Annotated in this window: 14 protein-coding genes and 2 pseudogenes; 2 read left to right on the top strand and 14 right to left on the bottom strand. The window is 42.0% G+C overall.

Annotated features, from left to right (window positions below; translation table 11 throughout):
- Positions 1-264: 264 nt before the first annotated feature.
- From ADH49_RS02195 to ADH49_RS02145, 12 genes and pseudogenes are all read right to left on the bottom strand, one after another.
- A complete protein-coding gene (locus ADH49_RS02195; RefSeq protein ID WP_048688839.1) occupies positions 265-1896 on the bottom strand; it encodes a Na/Pi cotransporter family protein in 1632 nt (543 codons plus the stop codon).
- A 144-nt stretch (positions 1897-2040) separates the two neighbouring features.
- Positions 2041-2391, bottom strand: a complete 351-nt coding sequence (gene rbfA / locus ADH49_RS02190) for a 30S ribosome-binding factor RbfA (RefSeq protein ID WP_006596876.1) — start codon at positions 2389-2391, stop codon at positions 2041-2043.
- Between the two features lie 73 nt (positions 2392-2464).
- Positions 2465-4765 (bottom strand): annotated as a pseudogene (gene infB / locus ADH49_RS02185) (translation initiation factor IF-2); the annotation flags it as partial.
- A gap of 63 nt (positions 4766-4828) precedes the next feature.
- Positions 4829-5188 (bottom strand): annotated as a pseudogene (locus ADH49_RS10470) (translation initiation factor IF-2 N-terminal domain-containing protein); the annotation flags it as partial.
- A 16-nt stretch (positions 5189-5204) separates the two neighbouring features.
- Positions 5205-5504 carry a YlxQ-related RNA-binding protein gene (locus ADH49_RS02180; RefSeq protein ID WP_048688831.1) on the bottom strand — a complete coding sequence of 100 codons (300 nt, stop codon included), beginning with the start codon at positions 5502-5504 and terminating at the stop codon, positions 5205-5207.
- A complete protein-coding gene (rnpM, locus tag ADH49_RS02175) occupies positions 5497-5793 on the bottom strand; it encodes an RNase P modulator RnpM (RefSeq protein ID WP_006596879.1) in 297 nt (98 codons plus the stop codon). The genes ADH49_RS02180 and rnpM overlap by 8 nt, the downstream gene beginning before the upstream one ends.
- A gap of 10 nt (positions 5794-5803) precedes the next feature.
- Positions 5804-6949 carry a transcription termination factor NusA gene (gene nusA, locus ADH49_RS02170; RefSeq protein WP_048688829.1) on the bottom strand — a complete coding sequence of 382 codons (1146 nt, stop codon included), beginning with the start codon at positions 6947-6949 and terminating at the stop codon, positions 5804-5806.
- Positions 6950-6994: 45 nt separating this feature from the next.
- Positions 6995-7483, bottom strand: a complete 489-nt coding sequence (rimP, locus tag ADH49_RS02165; RefSeq protein WP_185776856.1) for a ribosome maturation factor RimP — start codon at positions 7481-7483, stop codon at positions 6995-6997.
- Positions 7484-7647: 164 nt separating this feature from the next.
- Complete coding sequence (gene trmB / locus ADH49_RS02160) at positions 7648-8283, bottom strand: tRNA (guanosine(46)-N7)-methyltransferase TrmB (RefSeq protein WP_048688825.1); 636 nt, start codon at positions 8281-8283, stop codon at positions 7648-7650.
- Positions 8280-9074, bottom strand: a complete 795-nt coding sequence (ccrZ, locus tag ADH49_RS02155) for a cell cycle regulator CcrZ (RefSeq protein ID WP_023022280.1) — start codon at positions 9072-9074, stop codon at positions 8280-8282. Before ccrZ ends, trmB begins: the two co-directional genes overlap by 4 nt.
- A gap of 40 nt (positions 9075-9114) precedes the next feature.
- Complete coding sequence (locus ADH49_RS02150; RefSeq protein ID WP_048688822.1) at positions 9115-10170, bottom strand: ABC transporter permease; 1056 nt, start codon at positions 10168-10170, stop codon at positions 9115-9117.
- The gene (locus ADH49_RS02145) at positions 10167-10898 is read right to left on the bottom strand and encodes an ABC transporter ATP-binding protein (RefSeq protein ID WP_048688818.1); all 732 of its coding nucleotides are present in this window, start codon (positions 10896-10898) and stop codon (positions 10167-10169) included. The genes ADH49_RS02150 and ADH49_RS02145 overlap by 4 nt, the downstream gene beginning before the upstream one ends.
- Positions 10899-10965: 67 nt before the next feature.
- On the opposite strand from ADH49_RS02145, the gene ADH49_RS02140 reads away from it, so the two are divergent.
- Positions 10966-11379 (top strand): HIT family protein, encoded by a 414-nt coding sequence (locus ADH49_RS02140; RefSeq protein WP_048688815.1) that lies wholly within the window; start codon positions 10966-10968, stop codon positions 11377-11379.
- Positions 11380-11392: 13 nt separating this feature from the next.
- A complete protein-coding gene (locus ADH49_RS02135) occupies positions 11393-11689 on the top strand; it encodes a hypothetical protein (RefSeq protein ID WP_048688812.1) in 297 nt (98 codons plus the stop codon).
- A gap of 47 nt (positions 11690-11736) precedes the next feature.
- Here ADH49_RS02135 and brpA read toward each other — a convergent pair whose 3' ends face one another.
- Positions 11737-12906: a biofilm formation/cell division transcriptional regulator BrpA gene (brpA, locus tag ADH49_RS02130; protein ID WP_048688809.1), complete on the bottom strand. Its 1170-nt coding sequence runs from the start codon at positions 12904-12906 to the stop codon at positions 11737-11739.
- Positions 12906-13436 carry a GNAT family N-acetyltransferase gene (locus ADH49_RS02125; protein ID WP_048688807.1) on the bottom strand — a complete coding sequence of 177 codons (531 nt, stop codon included), beginning with the start codon at positions 13434-13436 and terminating at the stop codon, positions 12906-12908. Before ADH49_RS02125 ends, brpA begins: the two co-directional genes overlap by 1 nt.

Here is a 13436-nt window from a genome sequence, read left to right as displayed (position 1 = left end):
AGTACGGACGTTAGGTGAAATTATCCAGTGGATGATTTCAGCAATCCAGGAAGTTCCATGACTTAGTTTTGAACCTAAAGTTTCAAAACTCCCGAGTGGCTGAAACTTTAGAGCTTCAGCCACTTTTCTCACAGCGGAAAGTAATAAATTTGTTTAATTAATTAAAAATACAAATTTTTTTTTGAAAAAATTTTCTAGCTATTTTATGAAAAAAATTGTCTACATTCTAAAATCCAGTCCTAAAGAACTGGATTTTTCGTTTTTTTAGATCTGCTCCAATTGCACCTTCTCTGCTAAATTCATGGCATGGTCTGCGACACGCGTATAGTGAGAGATGATATCAATAAAGTTCACACCTGCTTGAGGCGTACACTCGCCCTTGTTCAGACGTGAAATATGGGTCTTCCGCAATTTCTTTTCAAGTTTTTCAATCGCCTGATGGCGCTGTTCCAACTCTGCGGCCAACTCTTGACTATCTTCTTCTACACTTCTAAGAGCATCTTTGACAAACGTCGCCGTTTGTTGGTAGATATCTTCTAGTTCAGCCAAGGCATTGTCAGAAAAGACAACTTTCTTCCGAATAAGATAATCCGTCAAGTTGATCAAGGCTTCTGCGTGGTCTCCAATCCGCTCCAAATCTCGAGAAGAATCCAAAATATTGGTCAAGGATTCGCTTTCTTTTGGACTCAAAGCTTCACTAGACAAGCGGATCAAGTATTTGGTCAACTGATCATCGATGGTATTAATCGCTTCTTCTGTTTTATGACCTTTTTCAGCTAGCTTTTCTTCTTGATTCAAAATATAGCGATAAGATAAATCAAAAATCTTTTCAGCATAAGCTCCTAAGTGCAAGAGTTCTTTTTTGGCATTCCCCAAGGCAATCGAAGGAGCTTGAGTAATCAGATTTTCATCCAAGTAAAGTGGCTCGTATTTGACCACTTCATCCTCACCAGGAATCAATTTCGTCACAAAGTAAGCCAATGCTCCGATGAATGGGAATTGAACGATGGTGTTAGTCACATTAAAAGCACCATGTGAAAAGGCAATCGTCATCTCAGGTGAGAGATGCAACTGAGCTTGGAAGAACTCAACCATACTCGTAAATGGTCCCAACAAGATGATACACAGAATGGTCCCGATGACATTAAATAAGACGTGGGTCGCTGCAACCCGTTTGGCAGAAACATTGGCTCCCATGGCAGCAATGATAACGGTGAGGGTAGTCCCAATGTTATCCCCAAATAAAATTGGCAATGCTCCCTTAAGATCTAAAAATCCACCTGAGTAGAGACCTTGCAGAATCCCAATCGTTGCAGAAGAAGCCTGGATCAAGACTGTGATAATGGCTCCAGCTAGCACTCCGAGGATTGGATTCTTCCCAAGGGTTACCATATATTGGCTGAACTCTGGCAAGTCTTTCAAAGGACTCATCCCTGCGCTGATGAGGTTCAAGGCGTAAAAGATTCCCCCAACCCCAAACAAGATCCGACCAATATTGTTAGCTATCCGGTTCTTGGTAAAGAAGAGACAGACTGTACCGACAAACATAATGGGCAAGGCATATGTTCCCAACTTGAAACCAATGATGAAGGAAGTGACGGTTGTCCCGATATTAGCTCCCATGATGATTCCAATTGCTTGGCGTAGCGTTAATAGACCGGCACTTACTAATCCAACCGTAATAACAGTTACCCCGGTACTAGACTGGATAAGGGCAGTCACGACAATCCCTACGAGCACCCCTAGAAATGGATTACTGGTATATTTGTCGATATAGTAACGAAGGCGATCCCCTGCAGCCTGTTGCAAGCCATCCCCCATAGTTTTGATACTATATAAAAATAGTCCCAAACCACCTAAGAAGTTAAATAAAATGTTCTGCCAATCAATGGACATTCCTTTTCCTCCATCATCATTCGATAAAAGTTTACTCACTCTATTTTAAAACATCCACCCCTTCGGCACAAGTTTTTTTTGAAATTTCTTCTGAATTTTGCCATAAAAAAACGATAGACTCTACAGAATCTATCGTTTTGTTCATTATTTTTTATCAAGATCGCGTAACATTTGGTCAATCTTGTTTCCATATTCAATGGATTCATCTTTGACAAAGGTTAAATCTGGAATTTTGTACAATTTTAAATTCCGACCTAATTCGCGCTTGATGGTTCCTGTTGCTTTTTCCAGCCCTGTCTGAGCCTTTTGATTATCTGAAGCCAGGTCACTCATAATCGAATAGTAAACCTTAGCCATCGACAAATCGCCTAGCATTTGAACATCCGTAATAGTGACGCCTTGGACACGCGGATCACGAACTTTCTTTTGCAAAATTTCGTTGACTTCCCGCTTGATTTCCATACCGACTCGGTCTGTCCGAAAATGACTTGCCATAGGAACTCCTTTCTGCTCTGTCTTTAAAAACTAGGAAATGGGAGATTACCTCTCTTACTTCCTAGTTAACAGTTTATTTTTTAATTTCTTCCATGATGTAAGCTTCGATGGTATCATCAGTCTTGATATCATTGTAGCCTTCAATCATGAGACCACCCTCACGACCGTTGGTCACTTCTTTGACATCATCTTTATAATGTTTCAAGCTTGCAAGAGCACCGTCATAAATGACGACACCGTCACGAATGACACGAACTTTGGAATCACGAGTGACCTTACCACTGAGGACCATAAATCCACCGATAGTACCCACTTTAGAGACTTTAAAGGTTTCACGAATGACTGCTTCCCCGATGACTTTCTCTTCGAACTCAGGATCCAACATTCCCTTCATAGCATCTTCCATTTCTTCAATCACTTTGTAGATGATTGAGTGAAGACGGATTTCTACCTCGTCAGCTTCTGCTTGCTGACGCGCTTGAGGCGTAGGGCGGACGTTAAATCCAATGATGAAGGCATTTGAAGCTTCTGCGAGGGTAACGTCTGATTCGTTGATGGCACCAACTGCTGAGTGAACGATGGTCACTTTCACACCTTCCACTTCAATCTTTTGAAGGGAAGCAGCAAGGGCTTCAACCGATCCTTGAACATCGGCTTTAATGATGACATTAACGGATTTCACTTCTCCAGCCTTCAAGGTATCAAAGAGATTTTCAAGGCTGACACGGTTGGTTGCTTGACGTTGTTTCATCAGCGCACGTTTGGCACGTTCTTCACCGGCTGCACGCGCAGATTTTTCATCTTCATAAACCGCAAAGTGGTCACCCGCCATTGGCGCTTCGTTCAAACCAGTGATAGAAACTGGAGTAGATGGTCCAGCTACTTTCACACGACGGCCAAGGTCATTGGTCATGGCACGGACACGTCCGAAAGTATTACCAACAACGATTGGGTCTTGGACATTCAAAGTACCTTGTTGAACCAGAAGGGTTGCGACCGCACCTTTACCTTTATCCAAACGAGCTTCGATAACAGTACCGATGGCACGAACTGTTGGATCTGCCTTGAGTTCTTGGATTTCAGCTACAAGAAGGACCGTTTCCAAAAGTTCATCGATATTTTGGTTGAACTTGGCAGAGATTTCTACAAACTCAGAATCCCCACCCCAGGCAGTTGACATAACCCCATGCTCTGCCAATTCACCGATGACACGTTCTGGGTTGGCACCCGGTTTATCGATCTTGTTAATAGCCACAATGATTGGGACATTAGCCGCTTTTGAGTGGTTAATAGCTTCGATAGTCTGAGGCATCACCCCGTCATCTGCCGCTACGACCAAGATGGTAATATCCGTAACAGATGCACCACGCGCCCGCATAGAGGTGAAGGCCGCGTGTCCAGGTGTATCCAAGAAGGTAATTTTTTTGCCATTTTCCACGATTTGGTAGGCACCGATATGCTGGGTGATTCCTCCCGCTTCACCTGTTGCTACACGTGAATTACGAAGGGTATCCAAAAGGGTTGTCTTCCCGTGGTCAACGTGTCCCATGATGGTGACAACTGGTGGACGCTCTACCAATTCATCTGGATTCAAATAGCCATCTTCGACGAAGAAGCGTTCGATATCCGCATTGTCCACTTCAACCTTTTTCTTGGCTTCAATTCCATAATCCACTAACAGAAGTTCAATGGTATCGCCATCCAAGGATTGGTTTTGTGTCGCCATCACTCCCATCATGAAGAGTTTCTTAACGATTTCCGCAGGCTCACGCTTAATCCGTTTTGCGATTTCCGCAACCGTCATTCCATCTGTGTACTCAAGTTCACTTGGCAACTCATGGAATTTACGCTCTGTTACTGGTTTTGGAGCTTCATTGCGGTTATTCTTTCCTTTTTTATTCTTTTTGTTGTTGTTCCAGTTACTATTTCTTTGATTTCTCACTTGGTTTTGACTACTTCGATTCTTTTGTTGTTTTCTTGGACCATCTTCTTCGCGATCAAAATCTTCACGTTTTTTGTCTGGTCTAGCTTGCTTTTTCCGACGTGTATCAACTGCTGCAGGACTTGGAGCCGCTACCGGAGTTGCCTTCGCTGCTTCTACCTTCGGTTGTGGAGCGACAACTTCAGTCGCAACTGCCTCTTCGCGCTTACGACGTTGTTGACGGTCTTGCTCTACCTTGGCTGCCTGGTTTTGCTTGTAGCGTTCTTCACTACCACGTGCATATTCCGCATTTTGCTCTGCTTTTAATGCTGCCGCACGGGCTTTGAAGTCAATCTTCGGTGCGCCATTTACAGGATTTGGACGTCCTTGACTGTTTCCAGCTTGGTCACGGCGACGATCATTCCCTTGGTTCCGGCGGTCATTTCCTTGATTTTTTCGTTCACTACGATTTTGGAAACGATCCCCATCCCGACGGTCGTTTTGTTGTTTCTTAGGTCGATTTCCTTGTTGCTGACGACGTTCCGCCTGCTCTTTTGCACGGGCTTCGCGTTCCGCCTTGAAATTACGACTCTTTGGCTTCACAACAGGTGTTGCAGCTGTTTCCGTTGTTTTTTCTGGTTGGTTTGCAACAGGTTCTTTTGCAACCGGTGCAACTTTTACTTGTTTTTCTTCCGTCACTTTAGGAGTTTGGGGCGCCTTTGATGCAAAACTATTGACCAAACGCTCAACCGCTTCACCTTCGATACTAGAAGCGTGACTCTTTACCTCCAACCCTAATTCTTTTGCCCGTGTGACGACTTCTTTACTTTCCTTGCCTAGTTCTTTGGCAATCTCATACAATCTTTTCTTAGACAATTGCTGTCCTCCTCTTCTATTCCATAAGAGACCTCATTTTCTTTGAAAATCCAGCATCTGTCACGGCCGCTACCTTGCGTGAGCGACCAATGGCAGTACTTAATTCTAGTGTTGAAAACACGGTTAATACCGGAATGCCATAATAGTGGCATTTATCTGTGATTTTTTTAGTAAGATTGGGAGCTGCATCATCTGCTAGAAAGACCAAACGAGCCTTTCCTTCTTGAACAGACTTGATGACAAACTCTTCTCCAGAGATGATTTTCCCTGCTCGCTGAGCCAATCCCAATAAATTACTGACTTTTTGCTTATTCAAGGCCTAACTCTCTTCTTTTCACCTTATGATCCACATAAGCAATCAATTCGTCGTAGAAAGCTTCATCTACTTCCATGCTAAAGCTGCGATTGAAGACTTTCTTCTTCTTGGCTTGAAGTGCTTCCTCGTTATCGAGCTTGATATAAGCACCACGACCATTTGCTTTCCCAGTTGGATCGATAAAAACTTGACCTTCTTTATTTTTTACGATTCGCAAGAGATCTCGTTTATCGATGACCTCATTTGAAACGACAGACTTGCGTAAAGGGATTTTTCTTGTCTTTACCATGATTTCCTCCCTATTCGTCTACAGAATTCAAATCACTTTCTACTTCTTCAAAAGCAGGTTCTTGACTTGCTTCCATTTCTTCGTACTCACTAGCTGATTTGATATCAATCCGGTAGCCAGTTAAGTGAGCCGCCAAGCGCACGTTTTGACCACGACGACCGATCGCAAGAGATAGCTTGCTATCTGGTACTACCACAAGGGCATGCTTGCTGTCTTCTTCATCAAAGATGACTTGATCGACCTCAGCAGGCGCAATGGCATTGTAGATAAATTCTGCTGGATCTGGAACCCACTCAATGACATCAATATTTTCTTCTGTTGGGACCATACGATCCAATTTCTGATCATAACGTGCTGGGTGGAACTTGCTAGTAATCTTTTTGATGTTCGATCCACCACGACCAACGATGGTTCCAATCGCATCTACGTTTGGATTATGGCTACGAACAGCTACCTTGGTCCGGTCTCCAGCTTCACGTGCCACGCTCATGATTTCAACGGTTCCATCATAGACTTCAGGGATTTCTTGTTCCATCAAACGTTTGATCATTTCTGGATGGCTACGACTTACGAAAACGTTGACCCCACGAGGATTGTCTTCTACTTTGTAGACAAAGACTTCGATGCGATCATGAGATTGGAAAACTTCACCCGGGATCTGGTCTTGTTTAGACAGTTGAGCTTCGATAGACCCTAAATTTACATAGATAAAGCGATTATCAAAACGCTCAACCGTTCCACTCATAATTTCATTTTCATGTTCTTTATAAGTGTTGTAGGTAATCGCACGAGTTTGCTTGCGCATTTTTTCCATGATGGTTTGTTTGGCAGATTGAGCTGCGACACGGCCAAACTCAGCAGGTGCTTCTTCAAATTTGATTTTGTCTCCTAATTCATAGGCAGAGCTAATCGCAAGAGCATCTTTCAAGCTAATTTCTAACCGGCTATCAAATACTTCATCCACTACTTCACGAACAGTATAAACGCGGAAGTCACCAGTCTTTTCATTAAATTCGATAGCAGCACTTTCTGCTTGACCATACCGTCTCCGATAAGCCGAACGCAATGATTCTTTGACAGCTTCAATGATATCTTCTTTTTTGATTCCTTTGTCTTCTTCCAAGATGCGAAAAGCATCTAGCATTTCTTTACTCATTCTTTTCTTGCTCTTAGGCTACTAAGAGCCTTCCTTTCTTTTCTGCTATAATTTGACAGCTAGTCTTGCTTTTGAGACAAGACTATAGGGGATTTCAATGGTTTTCTTTCTGGTTTTGTCCATGTATTCCATGGTCAATTGGTCATCTTCGAACTTAACGAGTGTTCCTTCAATGACCTTTTGTTTGTCAACTGCCTTGTACAAGCTGACATGGATATATTGACCCAGAGCTTTTTCCACTGCATCTTTGGTTTTTAAGGGACGCTCCAAACCAGGACTCGTCACTTCTAGGAAGTACTGTTCTGGGAATGGATCTGGTTGAATCTGATCCAACAGAGGACTAATCACTTCTGTTAAATCCGCTGTATCATTTAGAGTAATACCACCTGGCTTATCAACAAAGATACTTAGAACATAATCTCCTACAACCTTTTCATATTCAACATCCACTAATTCAAAGGGAGCTTGGATGGCCGGTTCAATAATTTCTGTTACTAATTCAACAATTGTTGCGATAGGACAACACCTCCTCACAGACAAGAGGCGAAGATATGTCTTCGCCTCTCCTTTTCTATTCGTTTTAAATATTTTAGCACAAGTTCCGTCGAAATGCAAGAATTTCGCCTTCCTCATTCATACAACTACCATCCAAAAGAAAAACGCCTCCTTTTCAGGAGACGTCGATCCTTAACTAGACTTTAAAATTGTGCTTCAACCCGATAAATGACCTGACCCTTACTTGAGAATTTCTTTTCATATTCGGTCATGACATTTCCCTCAAAATCACTAGCATGAAGATCTAACCAGACACCCTTCAAGGTCATTCCATACTGAGAAAAACTCACCAAACTGTATTCAAAGAGTCCTCGATTGTCCGTCTTGAAATGAATCTCTCCATGCTCTGGCAAAATCTGTTTGAAGGTATCTAAGAAACTCTTGTAGGTTAGACGACGTTTTTCATGGCGTTTCTTCGGCCAAGGATCTGAAAAATTGAGATACAATTGATCAATCTCACCGTCTTCAAAATAATTGGTCAAGCTATCTCCGTCCACCCAAAGTAACTTGATATTGGGAACGTCAGCTTCCAACACCTTATCCAAAGCGTAGCTTAATACTGATTTTTGAATATCAATCCCGATATAGTTAATGTCTGGATTTTGTTTTGCCATTCCAGTGATAAAGGCTCCTTTACCGCTTCCCACTTCAATATGAATAGGATGGTCATTCCCAAAAATCTCATGCCACTTCCCTTTGGCTTCTTCTGGCTTCAAAATGACATATTGCGGATTGGCTTCTAATAATTCGGTTGCACCTTTACGGTTTCTAACTCTCATGCTTCCTTCCCATATTTTGACCGGAAATTACGCAAGGCATAAATTTCCCGGTTCACATTCTCTAAATCATTATTTTCATAGTATTTTACAATCTGACAAAGGAAAGAGTATTGACCAAACCAGTACAATTTACCAAATACAGTTTCATTGTACTTATAGCCGTAATAGACCAACCAATCCTGCCACTGGGAATCTGGAATGTAGTGACTTAAAACATGAGCCACATCCATCATCCGATCTGTTAAGCGGACAGAATCCCAATCTACCAAGTAGATAAATCCACTGTCTGTTTCAATCCAGTTACTGTGACGGACATCTCCGTGAACAATGGTTGCATAATCTTCTCGAAAAGCTGGAACAGTCTGTCGTAAACTCTTTAATACAGATTGCAAATAATTGTTTTGACGCAAAGCGATTGGCAACTGACTGCTCAAAGAATTCAATAAATCCAATGGCGACTCAGCTGTGTAGCCCAACTTTCTCAATTGCGTCATCAAGGGGCGTGAACGGTGCAAACGAGTCAGGATATGAACCACTTGCTTTTTCCCCATCCCATTTGGAGTTAAAATTTCTCCATTTAACCATTCTTGTGCGCTCATCACATTTCCGTCAGGTAAGCGTCGGCTCCATAAGAGTTGTGGAGCAATTTGTTCTTTAGCTAACCCTGCTAATATTGGAGTCGTATTCATTTTGACAAATACTTTCCCCCCATCTGGATAAGTCCCCATAAAGGCTTTTCCGCTTTTACCAGCAATTGGGGTTAACGTTAGCTCTTTTTCGTTCGAGTCCATCTCTTCCTCCGTAAAAAGTTTCCCATCTATTTTACTAATTTTAAAGCGTTTCGTCAACTAATCGTCTCACCTTGAAAGGTGCATAACCATAGGCTAAAAAGCCTGTGAAAGCTAGCAAGGCCAGGACGAGAATTTTCTCTTCAAAGACCAGTAATCCCAGTCCTCCCTCGACAAGAACCACAAACAAAGTCACCGATTGAACTGTTTGAAGAAGCCCTCGTGTTTTAGCACTGATTTCCAAGGGGAAGAGTCGCGTTAAATACTGATAGTCAAAGGCCTTGTAGAGTCCGAGCAATTGAAAAACAAGTAAATAATTCAAGAGCCCCGCGACGGCTACTGCTACTAGCGTTTGCGGGATGAAGACAAAGACAGCGATTGCTAGTCCTAATAGACGCAGGCTCATGGAAAACAGATCTCCATTTCTGAGATAAGAACGGAGATACAGATTGTTCCAGGTCTTAGCACTGACTTTCGGAACCATGCTTGTTAATCTGTCTAAGTAGGCTCGCCGTTTCACGCTGTTGGTCATTCCTTTTACTGTGGTAAAAAGGGAGAAAAATCTTAGAATACTTTGCTTTCTCTGGTTTTCTAGCTCTACGATTCGTTTCCAATCAAGACCCGCCTGATTATAGAATCTTTTGCCCTTCCCTTGAAAAACAAGAACCTTCAACAAGAAGAGAATAGACAAATAAACCACTACAATGGTCAAAGACAGTCCTAAAGCCAAAGCCAAAGGGACAAACAGGACAAGTACAAGAGTTTGCAAAATCCCCCAGAAAATAGTCGCTCGTATAGTCTGTTGTTTCAAATAGCCTTTCAATTGCTCTTCTTTTGCCAGAAGGAAAATCATGTCTGGCTTCTCAAAATAGGTTGCGATAGAACCAATTGGAAGCAGGAGCAAAGGAGCTAGGGCAAGTACAAGGAGGAGAAGGCTCTTATCTTTTGGTAGAGAGCGCAAAAATTGGCTATACTGAACCGCTAAAAAGCCTAGAAAAATCAGGAGAAAGAGGACAAAGTGATCATTAAACACATAGCGAGAATATTTCAAGCACTGATTGCGAAAGGTCGTCTTCCTCTTTTGTAAAACTTCAATCATCGGTCCGCCTCTTTTGTTAGTGCAAGGTAAATTTCATTCAAATCGGCATTCGCCATTCCAAATTCTGTCCGCAATTCCTCTAAAGTCCCCTGAGCACGGACCTGCCCCTTATGGAGGATGACAAAGGCATCACACATTTTTTCAGCAGAATCCAGAACATGGGTACTCATTAAAATAGATTTCCCCTTCTCTTTTTCCACCTTCAATAATTGAATTAAATCTGAGATCGCAACTGGATCCAAACCTAAGAAAGGCTCGTCGACAATAAACAAACTTGGATCAACAGCAAAGGCACAAACAATCATGACCTTTTGTTTCATCCCCTTAGAAAAATGGACAGGAAACCAATCTAATTTTTCCTCTAGTCGAAATTGCTTCAAGAGAGGAGTCACACGCGCAAAAACTGCTTCCTGATCCAAGTCATAGGCCATCGCCACTGTCTCAATATGCTCACGCAGGGTTAACTCCTCATAAAGGCTCGGTGTTTCAGGAATATAACCAATTTTTTGGCGATAAGCACTTGGAGAAGTAGCTAAAGTCAAACCGTCGATCCGGATTTCGCCAGCATAGGGACGCAATAGACCTATAATTTCATTAATGGTCGTTGATTTCCCTGCTCCATTCAAGCCGATCAATCCAATCAATTGACCATCACCGACCTCAAAACTAACTTCTTTTAAGACAGGGATATTGACATAGCCTCCTGTCAGGTTTTTTATTTCTAACATATTTTCTTAGCTTTCTGGTATAATGTTCTTATATTATAACAAAATCTAGCGAAATTGAGGTACATTTATGGTTTCGGATTGTATTTTTTGTAAGATTGTTGCCGGAGAAATTCCTGCTTCTAAGGTCTACGAAGATGACCATTTTCTTGCTTTTTTAGATATCTCTCAGGTCACTCCAGGCCATACCCTTGTGATTCCAAAAAAACATGCCCGTAATCTGTTGGAAATGACACCAGATGAAACAGCTGATCTTTTTAACATCGTTTCAAGAGTCACCAAAAAAGTGGAAAGTGCTACACAGCCTCAAGGAATGAATATCATTAGTAACATGGAAGAAATTGCGGGTCAGTCTGTCTTCCACACCCACGTCCATATTCTTCCACGCTACTCTCAAGAAGACGACCTAAAGATTGATTTCATTGCCCACGAACCTGATTTTGACCGCCTTGCTCAATTAGCCAAGGATATCTCAAACCATTAAAAAGGAGCTTACTATGAAATTAAGAGATCTATTTTGGTTTGCGACTGGAGCAACCATCAGCTATCAACTTGTTAAAAATCGGGAACCCCTTAAAAATGAATTCAACGAAACCAAACAACTCACGGATGGAATCCAATCAAATGTTTCTAAAATCAAAAAAAACATTGAAATCATTCAGGAGCAACGAGTCCTTTTAAACCAATTACTGGAAGACTTTTCCTATAAGGCAAGGGTCTTTTCTCAGCAAGCCAACGCTTCTGTAGAACAAATCCAAACTATTTGGTCTGAGAAATCTAATACGAACGACTAACCAAAAAAGGTTTTGAGATAGCTATCTCAAAACCTTTTTTTTTTAATTTAGTTTCCTCCAACACCAGCTACAGTTGTATCCGTATAAGGAGGCACTATCTGTTGGTATGGTGTCACCGTTTCTGAACTTACAGAAGTTTCCGGAACATAGGAAGGATCGTAATAGCCCCCACCAGTATTCTGACTCGACTCTACTGGGCTTTCGCCACTTTCTGACGAATCAGTACCCCTAGCTTCATCGCTATCCAATAGAACAGCACTTGTTTTGAGCTTTCTTACAGGCGATAATCCAAGACTTTTGCGCAGGATATTCTGCATCTTCAACAGGTGTTCTGAAGTAACAATTTGGTAACTTCCGCCATCCGCTAGGGTGGCATCTTCCCCTTTCAACTGTTCCATACGGATGTTCTTCAAGGCATCTCGATAGCCCATCAAGTGCATCAAGCTATTCGTATCCAAGGAGATATTGGTCTGCATATTATCACTAACCGCTTCAATAATTCCTTGATAGTTGCTCAGACCATCCAAAGTCAATACTTTCTTGATGATCTTTTCAATGACTTCCCGTTGGCGTTTTTGACGACCATAGTCTCCTTCTGGATCTTGATAACGCATCCGTGAATATACCAATGCTTGTTCTCCATCAATCTCTTGACGACCAGGTGGAATTTTTGCTGTATATTCCGGTTCATTTTCTTCGATTGAAATATCAAAATCAAATGGATTGTTTACTGTGATGCCGCCAACCTTATCAACCAGTTGAACCAGGCCTTTCATATTGATCATCGCATAACGGTCGATATGAATATTCATCAAATCTTGGATGGTTTTAATGGCCAATTCTGCTCCACCTTGAGCATAAGCCGCATTCAGCTTAGCTTGGACAGTTTCTCCATCCTGCGTAATATTGGTCAAGATATCCCGTTCCAAACTCATAATCGTTGTTTCACGCGTCTGTGGATTTACCGTCACCAGAATCATGGTATCACTGTTTCCTACCCACTGATCCTCTCGTGAGCCTGATCCAGTATCAACCCCCATGAGCAAAATGGTCATTGGTTTGTTTTCTGCGATGACATTGTTTTCATCACCAATCCCTTTATAAGTCTTACTCAACGTATTTGTTGACTGATTGAGGATGGTCAGCCCATAGGCCGCAATCCCTATTGTCGTTACAGCTAACAAACTAAAAAACATTAATAGAATTTTTTTAATCATTAATTCTGTCTATCTATCAGTTTGCCCATTAGGTAAACATCCAGATATTCCCCTTCCTTGTATACGCCTCTCTTGCGGAGACCTTCAATTTCAAATCCTAGCGTTTGGTAGAGATGGATGGCCCGTTCATTTCGAACTTGGACACTGAGGTCTAACTTCCGAAGGAGGTTGGTACCTTCTGCCCATGCGATTCCTTCTTCTAGAAGAATACGACCCAATCCTTTATTCCAATAGGCCTTCCGAACAACGATAAAGAGATCTCCAATATGACGCAAGGCCCTATTTTGATCCGCCGCAATATTTAAGACGCCTACCAAATCCTCACCCAAGTATAACAAAAGACATAATTGGTTGTCTGTTTGTGCTTGTGTTTCAGCAAAGATTTCTAACTCTTGCTTGGTCATCCCAAGCCCTTCTGGAGCCAAGGTCATAAAATCCGATTCAGTCGCCACATCTTTAAAAAAGTCAAGTAAGTGTTGCGCATCCGAGACCTCAGCTTCTTTCAAAAAGAGATCCAATACCTGTTCCAT

Origin of the sequence: Streptococcus sp. 400_SSPC (assembly GCF_001072745.1) — a bacterium.
In the GTDB taxonomy this organism is placed as follows: Bacteria; Bacillota; Bacilli; order Lactobacillales; family Streptococcaceae; genus Streptococcus; species Streptococcus xiaochunlingii.
This window is presented reverse-complemented; position numbering and strand designations above follow the sequence as displayed.

Bases quoted from the DNA above. Each gene is read 5' to 3' on its own strand.
- ADH49_RS02135 (WP_048688812.1), top strand. From the start codon at position 11,393: ATGAAATTAAGAGATCTATTTTGGTTTGCGACTGGAGCAACCATCAGC.
- brpA (WP_048688809.1), bottom strand. From the start codon at position 12,906: ATGATTAAAAAAATTCTATTAATGTTTTTTAGTTTGTTAGCTGTAACG.
- ADH49_RS02125 (WP_048688807.1), bottom strand. From the start codon at position 13,436: ATGGAACAGGTATTGGATCTCTTTTTGAAAGAAGCTGAGGTCTCGGAT.
- ADH49_RS02195 (WP_048688839.1), bottom strand. From the start codon at position 1,896: ATGTCCATTGATTGGCAGAACATTTTATTTAACTTCTTAGGTGGTTTG.
- trmB (WP_048688825.1), bottom strand. From the start codon at position 8,283: ATGAGAGTTAGAAACCGTAAAGGTGCAACCGAATTATTAGAAGCCAAT.
- ccrZ (WP_023022280.1), bottom strand. From the start codon at position 9,074: ATGGACTCGAACGAAAAAGAGCTAACGTTAACCCCAATTGCTGGTAAA.
- rbfA (WP_006596876.1), bottom strand. From the start codon at position 2,391: ATGGCAAGTCATTTTCGGACAGACCGAGTCGGTATGGAAATCAAGCGG.
- ADH49_RS02140 (WP_048688815.1), top strand. From the start codon at position 10,966: ATGGTTTCGGATTGTATTTTTTGTAAGATTGTTGCCGGAGAAATTCCT.
- ADH49_RS02150 (WP_048688822.1), bottom strand. From the start codon at position 10,170: ATGATTGAAGTTTTACAAAAGAGGAAGACGACCTTTCGCAATCAGTGC.
- rnpM (WP_006596879.1), bottom strand. From the start codon at position 5,793: ATGGTAAAGACAAGAAAAATCCCTTTACGCAAGTCTGTCGTTTCAAAT.
- ADH49_RS02145 (WP_048688818.1), bottom strand. From the start codon at position 10,898: ATGTTAGAAATAAAAAACCTGACAGGAGGCTATGTCAATATCCCTGTC.
- nusA (WP_048688829.1), bottom strand. From the start codon at position 6,949: ATGAGTAAAGAAATGCTAGATGCTTTTCGCATCTTGGAAGAAGACAAA.